Source organism: Kitasatospora sp. NPDC058243, assembly GCF_042882025.1.
Lineage (GTDB): Bacteria > Actinomycetota > Actinomycetes > Streptomycetales > Streptomycetaceae > Kitasatospora.
Genome location: NZ_JBHVWW010000003.1, coordinates 123315 through 134401 on the forward strand (window position 1 = coordinate 123315; position 11087 = coordinate 134401).

Below are 11087 nucleotides of genomic sequence, written 5' to 3' on the forward strand. Positions count from 1 at the left end.
GGGAGTCCTGCGGTCTGGTTCACCGCTCGGGGAACAAGGGAGGCGATTGGTGTGATGTGGCGGATCACCCAAAGACCCTCGCCCCCCCCCCCGCGATCGCGCGGGTCGAAGACGAGGATCCGGCGGTCGCCGTCCAGCAGGGTGCGGTAGCGCTCGGCGCGGGTGCGGGCCTGCTCGTGGTCCTGCGGGGTGAGCGCCGGGTCGGTGGCCCGGGCGAGTTCGCGGCCGAGCTCCGCGGTGAGGGCCAGCGTGTTGGCCCGGTACCGGAGTTGGACCGGGGCGCCGTCCAGGTTGCCGACCACCAGCGGGTGCCGGACGGCCAGCGCGTCCTGCTGGGTGGGCGTCAACTCGGCGAAGAACGCGGCGACTTCGGCCGGGTTGGCGGTGGCCGGGTCGGGCGGGTGGAGGCCGAGCGCGGTGTCGGCCACCCAGGCGGCGCTGCCCGGCGGCGGGCCGGTGACGGCCTGTTGGGCGTCCGTGGAGAAGCCGCCGAGACCGAGCACCGCGGCCAGCATCACCGTACTGGCCGCGATGGCTCTCTTGACCCGAAACTTCCCCATGTCCGGCCCCTCCCTGATCCGTTCGACTTCGACGGAAAGGAAGGTAGAAATGCGACGGCCCCGCGGACGTCACACCGCGGGGCCAACTCCCGGGTGCTACCGGGGTACTACTCGGGGTATCGCTCGGGGTACCACGGGGGGTGTCTCCGGACCGGAGCCGTCGGGCTGGAGCCGCCGAGGGTCACCGGACCGGCGTCACTGGCCGGGCGTCACGAGGCCGGACTCGTAGGCGAGGACGACGGCCTGGGCGCGGTCGCGCAGGTCGAGCTTGGCGAGGATGCGCCCGATGTGGGTCTTGACGGTCTGCTCGGCCAGGACCAGCCGGCCGGCTATCTCCTGGTTGGACAGGCCGCGGGCGATCAGCTCCAGCACCTCGGTCTCACGCGGGGTGAGGCCGTTGAGCCGCAGTTTGGGGTCGCGCCGCCGGGCCGGCCGGTTGCGGGCGAAGTCCTCGATCAGCCGGCGGGTCACCGAGGGGGCGAGCAGCGCCTCGCCGGCCGAGACCACCCGGACCGCGGAGATCAGGTCGGCCGGCGGGGCGTCCTTGAGCAGGAAGCCGCTGGCCCCGGCGCGCAGCGCCTCGTACACGTAGTCGTCCACGTCGAAGGTGGTCAGCATCATCACCTTGGGCCGGTGCGCGCCGGGGACGGCGGGGTCGAGCAGTCGGCGGGCGGCCTCCAGGCCGTCCATGACGGGCATGCGGACGTCCATCAGCACCAGGTCCGGGTGGGTGCGGCCGCTCACCTCCAGGGCCTGCGCGCCGTCGGCCGCGTCCCCCACCACGTCGATGTCGCTCTGGGCGTTGAGCAGGGCGGCGAAGCCGGCCCGCACCATGGCCTGGTCGTCGACGATGATCACGCGGATGGTCATGCGGGCTTCTCCCGGGGGGTTTCGAGGGGCAGGACGGCGGCGACCTTGTAGCCGCCGTCCGGCATCGGGCCGGTCTCCAGCCTGCCACCGACCAGCCGGGCGCGTTCCCGCATTCCGATCAGCCCCTGTCCGGTGCCCTCCATGGAGGCCTCCAGCGACTCGGTGTGCTGGGGCGGGGGCGTGTTCACCACGGTCAGCAGCAGGGTGGCGCCCTCGTCGACCAGGGATATCCGGGCCCGCGAGCCGGGCGCGTGGCGCACCACGTTGGCCAGCGCCTCCTGCACGATCCGGTACGCGGACAGGGCGACCGCCTTCGGCACCGCCTCGGCCAGCCCCGGATCCACCGTCAGTTCGGCCGGGACCCCGGCCCGTCCCACCGTCTCGATCAGCTGCGGCAGTTGTTCGATCCCGGGCTGCGGCACCTTCTCGGCGGCGGACTCCTCGCTGCGCAGCACGCCGAGCAGTCGGCGCATCTCGGTCAGCGACTCGCGGGCGGTGCCGGCGATGGCGGTGAACTCCTCGGTGGCCGCGGCCGGTACGCCGGTGATCCGGTACGGCGCGCTGGCCGCCTGCACGGCGATCACCGACATGTGGTGGGCGACCACGTCGTGCAGTTCCCTCGCGATCCGGGCGCGCTCCTCCAGCAGGGTGCGCCGCTCGCGTTCGGCCTCGCTGATGTGCTCCTGTTCGGCGAGCAGCCGGCGGGCCTCGGCGCGGTCCTGGACGGCCCAGCCGAGCAGCAGGGCGGCGCCGCCGAGGGCGACCAGCAGCATGGTGGTGCCGTCGTCGGCGTGCGGGAAGCCGAGTGTGGTGGTGAGGAGGGTGAGCAGGATCGTGGCGATCCAGACCGCGATCAGGGTGGCCCGGCTCTCCCGCAGCGCGAGCGCGATCAGCAGGAAGACGTACGCCAGGATCATCGGCGCCGTCCACGGCCAGGTGCCGCCGAGCTGGTGGTGCCGGGCGGTGATGGAGGCCGTGGTGACGAGGGTGGCCGCGCTGATCCACCAGGCGGCCAGCGGCCGGGTGATGGCGAGCAGCAGTGGCGCGGTCTGGGCGATGGTGAGCGCGCCGGCGATGGGCACGGCGACGCCGTAGAAGTCGACCAGGGCGACGATCCCGGTGGGGATCAGCGAGGCCTGCATGATCAGTGCGACGACGTACGGCAGTCGGCGCAGCCAGGCCCGGGGCGAGTCCCCGAGCAGCGGGGTGGACCCGCCGGTCGGGGTGGTGAGGTGGTGCCGGAGCGAGCGGAGCAGCCGGAGGGCCTGCGCGCGGACTTCGGTCGTGGTGATCGTCTTCATCGCGGGCCAGCCTAAGAGGGTGCCGACCGCCCGTCGTCGCACTGGGGTCGAACATCGGAGTGCTACCGGAGTAGGGGGTGCTACCCGGGTACTACTGCTCCCGGCACGGTTCCGGGGCCGGGAGCGGTGCCCGCGGTACTACTGCGGGCCGGTACTACTGCGGGCCGGTACTACCGCGTGGCCGGTGCTACTGCGGGCCGGTGCGCCAGTGGCCGGCCAGGGCCGGGCCGAGCTGGTCGAAGTGGCGCTCGATGACGGCGACCATGCCCTCGGGCCCGGCGGGCTCCTGGTCGGGGGTCCAGGACAGGTGGGCGGCGCGCAGCACGCTGCCGAAGACGGCGGCGAGCACGGTGGGCCGCAGGTCCTCGGCCGGGTCGAGGCCCTCGCGTTCGGCGATTACCCGGACGACCACCCGTTCCTGCTCGGTGACCCGGCGCAGGTGGGTGGCGAGCAGGGTGGGGGTCTCCTCGATCATCCGCATCAGTTCGAGGGCGGTGGTGATCGAGCGGGGGCCGCTGCGGTGTTCGGCGCCGAGTTCGCGCCAGGACTGGACGATCGCGGCGCGCAGGGCCTGGAGCGGGGACTCGTGGGCCGGGCGGCGGCACAGGCACTCGATGAAGTAGTCCTCGGCGTCGGCCATCACGGCGAGCGCGACCTCGTCCTTGTTGGCGAAGTAGCGGAAGAAGGTGCGCTGGGAGACCTCGACGGCGGAGGCGATCTCGTCGACGGTGGTGCGGGCGAAGCCCTGGCCGAGGAAGAGCACGTGGGCGGCCTGGACGAGGGCGTCCCTGGTCTGCTGCTTCTTGCGCTCGCGCAGCCCTGGCAGCCGTTCGGGGGTGCCCGGGGCGGCGGTGGGGGTGGGGGTGCGAGCGGCCATGGCGGGGCCTTCCGAGCGCGTGCGGGCGGGGTGAGGAGCACAACCTTAGCGCTCTGACAAATGTCAGCCAGAGCCAGAAGTCAGTGTTTGCCGAATGTCAGTGGCTGACATAATCTGCCGGAAGTGGCGCTCGCCGACCGGGCACTCGTGGGGACGGGTGGGTCGCGGCGCCACGCCCACGTTCCGTTCTCTGCCACGCCCCCGGAGGGCCCCAGATGAGCCAGTCCGTCGTCAAGAACGCCAAGGCGGACGTCCCGCCGCAGCGCACGCCACCGGGCGGGGGAGGGCTCAAGGGGCACCCCTGGCTGACCCTGCTGACCGTCGCGGTCGGCGTGATGATGGTCGCCCTGGACGGCACGATCGTCGCCATCGCCAACCCCGTCATCCAGGCGGACCTGAAGGCCGCGCCCTCCGAGATCCAGTGGGTGACCAGCGGCTACCTGCTGGCCCTGGCGGTCTTCCTGATCACGGCCGGCAAGATCGGCGACCGGTTCGGCCACAAGAACACCTTCCTGGTCGGCGCCGTCGGCTTCGCCGCCACCTCGGCCGCGATCGGCTTCGCCGGCAACATCCAGACCGTGATCGCCTTCCGGGTGCTCCAGGGCCTGTTCGGCGCGCTGCTCCAGCCGGCCGCGCTCGGCCTGCTGCGCGGCGCCTTCCCGGCCGAGAAGCTCAACATGGCGATCGGCATCTGGGGCGGTGTGATCGGCGCCTCCACCGCGGCCGGCCCGATCGTCGGCGGCCTGCTGGTCGAGCACGTCAACTGGGAGTCGGTCTTCTTCATCAACATCCCGGTCGGCCTGATCGCGCTCGGCCTCGGCCTGTGGATCCTCAAGGACGTGCGGGCCGAGAAGGCCGCCAAGTCCTTCGACCTGCCCGGGATCGCGCTGCTCTCGGTGGCGATGTTCGCGCTGGTCTTCGGCATCATCAAGGCCCCCGAGTGGGGCTGGGGCGACGCCCGCACGCTGCTGTTCCTGGGCGGCGCGGTGGTCCTGATGGTGCTCTTCGCGTTCTGGCAGGCCCGGGCGAAGGAGCCGCTGATCCCGCTCAGCCTGTTCCGTTCGGTGCCGCTGTCGGCGGGCACCCTGCTGATGGTGCTGATGGCCTTCGCGTTCTTCGGCGCGATCTTCTTCGTGACCTTCTACTTGCAGAATGTGCACGGGATGTCGCCGGTGTCGGCCGGCGTCCACCTGCTGCCGATGACCGGAATGATGATCATCGGTTCGCCGGTGGCGGGCATCGCGATCGGCAAGCTCGGCCCGCGGATCCCGATCGTGGCCGGCATGCTGATCACCACCACCGCGATGTTCGGCATGTCCACCCTGGACGCGGGCTCCGGCACCGGCGTGATGTCGCTCTGGTTCGTCCTGATGGGCCTCGGCATCAGCCCGGTCATGGTCGGCGCCACCGAGGTGATCGTCGGCAACGCCCCGCTGGAGCTGTCCGGTGTGGCCGGCGGCCTCCAGCAGGCCGCGATGCAGGTCGGCGGCAGCCTCGGCACCGCGGTGCTCGGCGCGCTGATGGCGGCCAAGGTCGGGGACGTGCTGCCCGGCAACTGGGCCAAGGCCGGCCTGCCGCCGGTCCAGGGCGCCGAGGCCGAGGGCCTCAAGCAGGCCGCGCAGCTCGGCATCGTCCCGCCGGCCCCGGCCGGCACCCCGCAGCAGGCGGTGGACGCGATGGCCGGCGCCGTGCACGACTCCTTCGTCAGCGGCATGTCGCTCGCCTTCGCGGTCGCCGCCGTGGTGGCCTTCGGCGCCGCCGTGCTCGGCCTGCTCACCCGCCGCGGCACCGTCGACGCGGGCCCGGCCGTCCACATCTGATCCCGCGCGGCCAACGACCAACGACCAGCGGCCAACGACCAGCGGCCAACGACCGACGACCAACGGCCCCGGACTCGACCGAGTCCGGGGCCGCTGCGTGCCGTCATCCGCCGCCGCGGGCGGGTGGGACTGCCCGGGTGCACCCGGGTACGCCGAAGGGCCGGACCTCCGTGCTCGGAGGCCCGGCCCTTCATGGTCTAGCGGGTGATCAGGCGTCGCCGCCGGCGGCGCCCGGGTCGGCCGCGGCCACGTCGAGCAGCTGGTAGCGGTCGATCGCGTCCTTCAGCGCGCTGCGGTCGACCTTGCCCTGCTTGGCGAGCTCGGTGAGCACCGCCAGGACGACCGACTGCGCGTCGATGTGGAAGAAGCGACGGGCCGCACCGCGGGTGTCGGCGAAGCCGAACCCGTCGGCGCCGAGCGACTGGTACTGACCGGGCACCCAGCGGGAGATCTGGTCCGGCACCGCGCGCATCCAGTCGGACACGGCGACGACCGGGCCCTCGGCACCCTGGAGCTTCTGGGTGACGTACGGCACGCGCTGCTGCTCCTCGGGGTGCAGCAGGTTGAACTCCTCGGCCTCCACCGCGTCGCGGCGCAGCTCGTTCCAGGAGGTCGCGGACCAGACGTCGGCCTTGACGTTCCACTCCTCGGCGAGGATGCGCTGGGCCTCCAGGGCCCACGGCACGGCCACGCCGGAGGCGAGGATCTGGGCCGGGATCTGGCCGGCGGTGCCCGGCGCGTACTTGTGCAGACCCTTGAGGATGCCCTCGACGTCCACGTTCTCGGGCTCGGCCGGCATCTTGATCGGCTCGTTGTAGACGGTCATGTAGTAGAACACGTCCTCGCCGTGCGGGTGCTCGGCACTGGTGCCGTACATCCGCCGCAGACCGTCCTGGACGATGTGCGCGATCTCGAAGCCGTACGCCGGGTCGTACGCGACGACGCCGGGGTTGGTCGAGGCCAGCAGCTGCGAGTGGCCGTCGGCGTGCTGGAGGCCCTCGCCGGTCAGCGTGGTGCGGCCGGCGGTGGCGCCGATCACGAAGCCGCGGGCCAGCTGGTCGGCCATCTGCCAGAACTGGTCGCCGGTGCGCTGGAACCCGAACATCGAGTAGAAGACGTACACCGGGATCAGCGGCTCGCCGTGGGTGGCGTAGGAGGAGCCGGCGGCGATCAGCGAGGCGGTGCAGCCGGCCTCGGAGATGCCGTCGTGCAGCATCTGGCCGGTCGGCGACTCCTTGTAGGCCAGCAGCAGGTCGCGGTCGACCGACTCGTAGGTCTGGCCGAGCGGGTTGTAGATCTTCGCCGACGGGAAGAGCGAGTCCATGCCGAAGGTGCGGTACTCGTCGGGCGCGATCGGCACGAAGCGGTTGCCGATGCCCTTGTCCCGCATGAGGTCCTTGAGCACCCGGACGAACGCCATGGTGGTGGCGATGGTCTGGTTGCCGGAGCCCTTCTTGACCGCCTTGTACGCGTCGTCGCCGGGCAGTTCCAGCTGACGCGGGCGCACCTTGCGGGTCGGCACGTAGCCGCCCAGCTCGCTGCGGCGGTCGTGCATGTACTGGATCTCTTCCGAGTCGCGGCCCGGGTGGTAGTAGGGCGGGTAGCCCTCGTCGAGCTGCTTGTCGGTGATCGGCAGGTGCAGCCGGTCGCGGAAGCGCTTCAGGTCCTCGACCGTCAGCTTCTTCATCTGGTGGGTGGCGTTGCGGCCCTCGAAGTTGGGGCCGAGCGTCCAGCCCTTGACCGTCTGGGCGAGGATGACCGTCGGCTGGCCCTGGTGCTCGCGGGCCGCCTTGAACGCCGCGTAGATCTTCTTGTGGTCGTGGCCGCCGCGACCCAGGTGCTGGACCTGCTGGTCGGTCATGCTCTCGACCATCTTGCGCAGGCGCAGGTCGCTGCCGAAGAAGTGCTCGCGGATGTACTGGCCGGTCTCGGTGGCGTAGGTCTGGAACTGGCCGTCCACCGTGGTGTTCAGCTTGTTGACCAGGACGCCGTCGCGGTCCTGCGCGAGCAGCGGGTCCCAGCTGCGGTCCCAGACCAGCTTGATCACGTTCCAGCCGGCGCCCCGGAACTGGGACTCCAGCTCCTGGATGATCTTGCCGTTGCCGCGGACCGGGCCGTCCAGGCGCTGCAGGTTGCAGTTGACCACGAAGGTCAGGTTGTCGAGGCCCTCGCGCGAGGCCAGCGACAGCTGGCCCAGCGACTCCGGCTCGTCCATCTCGCCGTCGCCGAGGAAGGCGTAGACCTGCGAGTCGGAGGTGTCCTTGATCCCGCGGTGCTCCAGGTAGCGGTTCATCCGGGCCTGGTAGATCGCGCCGAGCGGGCCGAGGCCCATGGACACGGTCGGGAACTCCCAGAAGTCCGGCATCAGCCGCGGGTGCGGGTAGCTGGAGAGGCCGTACGGGGCCTTCGACTTCTCCTGGCGGAACGCGTCGAGCTGCCGCTCGGACAGTCGGTCCAGCAGGAACGCGCGGGCGTAGATGCCGGGGGAGGCGTGGCCCTGGAAGAAGATCTGGTCGCCGGACTCGCCCTCGGCGTCCTTGCCGCGGAAGAAGTAGTTGAAGCCGACGTCGTACAGCGACGCGGAGGAGGCGAAGGTGGCGATGTGCCCGCCCACGCCGATGCCCGGGCGCTGCGCCCGGGAGACCATCACGGCCGCGTTCCAGCGGGTCGCGTTGAGGATCTTGCGCTCGATCTCCTCGTTGCCGGGGAAGAACGGCTCGTCCTTGGTCGCGATGGTGTTGACGTAGTCCGTGCTGCGCATCTCGGGCACGGCGACACGCTTCTCGCGGGCGCGCTCGATCAGGCGGAGCATCAGGTAGCGGGCGCGCTCGCGCCCCCGCTCGTCGATGGCCGCGTCAAGCGACTCCAGCCATTCCGCGGTCTCCTCGGGATCGAAGTCCGGGACCTGACTCGGAAGGCCGCCAATGATGATCGGGTTGCGATCGGATCCGGAAGCCACGCTGTTCCTTCACTGTCGGTCGAAACTGAGGTGTGTCGCGCCGCCTCCATCGTGCTACCGCGCTCGGAGATCCGTCATCTCTACCGATCGGTAACCGTTCCGCCTGGTGGGCGGGACGGTCTGGCGGTGCGCGGTCCGGGCGACTTCGCCCGCCCCGCACACCCCCGGGTGCTACGTACAGAGGTGGTCCGACCTGGTGTCCCGTCCGCCCGATGGCGGGCGGCCGGGGTGAGGGCCAACAGGAGACTCTACGCCCGCGCACGCGCGGACCCGAATGCCGTTCGTATCTCGGGCATCCGTACGCCCTGTGGGCCGGGACCACCCGAAGCATCCTTGTCTCATGCAGAGAAGGGCAAATCGATGTGATTTCCGACACATCGAACGGCGTGTCCCCGCTGTGGCACGTCAACCTTTGGGGGGGATCGGGGGTCGGGTACTTGCGCGAACCGCCGCGCCCGTGTGGACTACGGCCACAGCCTCGGCATGGATGCCGGGCCGAATACTGGAGGTTATTCCCGTGAGCGCGACCGCGGACCCCGCGGACAAGTCCAACCCGGCGACCCGTCTCGGCTTCGAAGAAGGCCAGATCATCCAGGAGCTGGGGTACGACGACGACACTGACCAGGATCTCCGCGAAGGCATCGAGGAGCTCACCGGGACGGATCTCGTCGACGAGGACTACGACGACGTCGCCGACGCCGTTCTGCTGTGGCACCGCGACGACGACGGGGACCTCACCGACTCCCTCGTCGATGCCTTGGAGTACCTGGCCGAGGGCGGTCTGATCTGGCTGCTGACGCCCAAGACCGGGCGTGACGGCCACGTCGAGGCGTCCGACATCGCGGACGCGGCCCGCACCGCCGGTCTCTCCCAGACCAGCTCGATCGCGGTCGCCAAGGACTGGGCGGCCACCCGGCTCGCCACCAAGTCCACGGCCAAGCCGGGCGGCAAGCGCTGAGCGGGCTCTGAGGCCCCGCACCGGGCCCCGCTGGAGGATCCCTCCAGCGGGGCCCGATCGTTTTCCGGGGTCCGGAACCGGGGGCGGCGCCCGCCCGTGTCATCACGGAGCGTGTTCACCTGGGGTCGCGTCGGCCTCGGAGCCGGCCCGGAAACGCGTTCGCCCAGGGCGAAAGCGGTGAAGCGTGCGGGTGCCGCCCTCATCCATTCGGCGGAACGTGCCCGAACGGATGCGAGGATGGCGCTGGCCGCGCCGCCCGCGCGGCACGGGCGCGTCAGAAAGGTCACGTTCATGGCCATCGAGGTCGGCACCGAGGCTCCGGACTTCGAGCTCAACAACCAGCACGGCGAAGCGGTCCGCCTCTCCGACTTCCGGGGCGAGCGGAACGTCGTCCTGGTCTTCTACCCGTTCTCCTTCACCGGCGTCTGCACCGGCGAGCTCGGCGCCATCCAGCGGGAGCTGGCGCAGCTGCAGAACGACCGGGTCCAGGTGCTCGGCGTCTCCTGCGACTCGCAGTTCACCCAGCGCGTCTTCGCCGACTGCGAGGGCCTGGAGTTCCCGCTGCTGGCCGACTTCTGGCCGCACGGCGAGGTCGCCCGCGCCTACGGCGTCCTCGACGAGCGGAAGGGCTGCCCCGTGCGCGGCACCTTCGTGATCGACACGGCGGGCACGGTGCGCTGGAGCGTCGTCAACGACCTCCCGGACGCCCGGGACGAGCAGGAGTACCTGAAGGCCCTCGACGCCCTCTGAGGCCCCGCGTGGAGGCCCGTGGCGGTGGCTGCGGGCCCGGTCCCGCGAACTTCGAACAGCCGCGCCGGGCCCGTTCGCACGTCCGGACGGGAACCGCGCACTACGCTCGGTCCGTTGGTCGGGTGGGGCACGTGAGCCGCTCGCCGGCCGGCGCCTCGAACCGCACCACGGGGGCACCAGGGCGTGCCTCCCGATTCTTGGAGGACAAGTGGGTGTCAGCCTGAGCAAGGGCGGCAATGTCTCGCTCACCAAGGAGGCCCCGGGGCTCTCGGCCGTGGTCGTCGGCCTGGGCTGGGACGTCCGGACCACCACCGGGACGGACTTCGACCTGGACGCCAGCGCGCTGCTCTGCAACGAGCAGGGCAAGGTCGCCTCGGACGGGAACTTCGTCTTCTTCAACAACCTGAAGAGCGCGGACGGCTCCGTCGAGCACACCGGTGACAACCGCACCGGCGAGGGCGAGGGCGACGACGAGGCGATCAAGGTCAACCTGGCCGGCGTCCCGGCGGACGTGCAGAAGATCGTCTTCCCGGTCTCGATCTACGACGCCGAGAGCCGCGGGCAGAACTTCGGCCAGGTGCGCAACGCGTTCATCCGCGTGGTGAACCAGGCCGACAACACGGAGCTGGCCCGCTACGACCTCTCCGAGGACGCCTCCACCGAGACCGCGATGGTCTTCGGCGAGCTGTACCGCAACGGCGCCGAGTGGAAGTTCCGGGCCATCGGCCAGGGCTACGCCTCCGGCCTGCGCGGCATTGCCCAGGACTTCGGCGTCAACGTCTGACCGGACGACACCGGGCGACACGACACGGGACGACACCGGGCGACACGGGACGGCGCCGGACGGCGGCCGGTCGCCCGGCGCGGGAGCCTTGTACGGGGCGGGCCCAAAACCTCAGGAGGCCGGGGAAACCCCAGATTCGTGGCCGAGCCACGCGCTGTTCGAGCGGGAGCTTCGGAAATTCCACCGGAAAAAACGGGACAGCCCCAGA

8 protein-coding genes and 1 pseudogene are annotated in these 11087 nt (G+C 71.1%); 4 read left to right on the forward strand and 5 right to left on the reverse strand.

The genetic code is table 11. The annotated features are described in order from the left end of the window. The 4 genes and pseudogenes from ACFVX9_RS03615 to ACFVX9_RS03630 form a co-directional block, all read right to left on the reverse strand. Positions 1-560 (reverse strand): annotated as a pseudogene (locus tag ACFVX9_RS03615) (hypothetical protein); the annotation flags it as partial. 195 nt (positions 561-755) lie between these two features. Next, positions 756-1430 (reverse strand): response regulator transcription factor, encoded by a 675-nt coding sequence (locus ACFVX9_RS03620; RefSeq protein WP_063347446.1) that lies wholly within the window; start codon positions 1428-1430, stop codon positions 756-758. Beyond that, positions 1427-2731 (reverse strand): sensor histidine kinase, encoded by a 1305-nt coding sequence (locus tag ACFVX9_RS03625; RefSeq protein WP_380480100.1) that lies wholly within the window; start codon positions 2729-2731, stop codon positions 1427-1429. Before ACFVX9_RS03625 ends, ACFVX9_RS03620 begins: the two co-directional genes overlap by 4 nt. A gap of 187 nt (positions 2732-2918) precedes the next feature. Next, positions 2919-3608 carry a TetR family transcriptional regulator gene (locus tag ACFVX9_RS03630; protein ID WP_063347444.1) on the reverse strand — a complete coding sequence of 230 codons (690 nt, stop codon included), beginning with the start codon at positions 3606-3608 and terminating at the stop codon, positions 2919-2921. A gap of 215 nt (positions 3609-3823) precedes the next feature. Between ACFVX9_RS03630 and ACFVX9_RS03635 the strand changes: the two genes are divergently transcribed. Beyond that, positions 3824-5428 carry an MFS transporter gene (locus tag ACFVX9_RS03635; protein WP_380480102.1) on the forward strand — a complete coding sequence of 535 codons (1605 nt, stop codon included), beginning with the start codon at positions 3824-3826 and terminating at the stop codon, positions 5426-5428. A 208-nt stretch (positions 5429-5636) separates the two neighbouring features. On the opposite strand, the gene aceE is transcribed toward ACFVX9_RS03635, so the two are convergent. Beyond that, complete coding sequence (gene aceE, locus ACFVX9_RS03640; RefSeq protein ID WP_380374941.1) at positions 5637-8387, reverse strand: pyruvate dehydrogenase (acetyl-transferring), homodimeric type; 2751 nt, start codon at positions 8385-8387, stop codon at positions 5637-5639. Between the two features lie 517 nt (positions 8388-8904). On the opposite strand from aceE, the gene ACFVX9_RS03645 reads away from it, so the two are divergent. The 3 genes from ACFVX9_RS03645 to ACFVX9_RS03655 all read left to right on the forward strand — a co-directional run bounded on the left by ACFVX9_RS03645 (position 8905) and on the right by ACFVX9_RS03655 (position 10879). Then, on the forward strand, positions 8905-9345 hold the full coding sequence (locus ACFVX9_RS03645) for a DUF3052 domain-containing protein (RefSeq protein WP_063347441.1): 441 nt from the start codon (positions 8905-8907) through the stop codon (positions 9343-9345). Positions 9346-9636: 291 nt separating this feature from the next. Continuing rightward, entirely contained in the window at positions 9637-10095 is a 459-nt protein-coding gene (locus ACFVX9_RS03650) for a peroxiredoxin (RefSeq protein WP_387980172.1), read from the forward strand. A 208-nt stretch (positions 10096-10303) separates the two neighbouring features. Beyond that, complete coding sequence (locus ACFVX9_RS03655; protein WP_363620377.1) at positions 10304-10879, forward strand: TerD family protein; 576 nt, start codon at positions 10304-10306, stop codon at positions 10877-10879. Positions 10880-11087 lie beyond the last annotated feature (208 nt).

What these genes read in the sequence shown, in the direction of transcription:
- ACFVX9_RS03620 (WP_063347446.1), bottom strand. Translation starts at nt 1,430, where the DNA reads ATGACCATCCGCGTGATCATCGTCGACGACCAGGCCATGGTGCGGGCC.
- ACFVX9_RS03625 (WP_380480100.1), bottom strand. Translation starts at nt 2,731, where the DNA reads ATGAAGACGATCACCACGACCGAAGTCCGCGCGCAGGCCCTCCGGCTG.
- ACFVX9_RS03630 (WP_063347444.1), bottom strand. Translation starts at nt 3,608, where the DNA reads ATGGCCGCTCGCACCCCCACCCCCACCGCCGCCCCGGGCACCCCCGAA.
- ACFVX9_RS03635 (WP_380480102.1), top strand. Translation starts at nt 3,824, where the DNA reads ATGAGCCAGTCCGTCGTCAAGAACGCCAAGGCGGACGTCCCGCCGCAG.
- ACFVX9_RS03650 (WP_387980172.1), top strand. Translation starts at nt 9,637, where the DNA reads ATGGCCATCGAGGTCGGCACCGAGGCTCCGGACTTCGAGCTCAACAAC.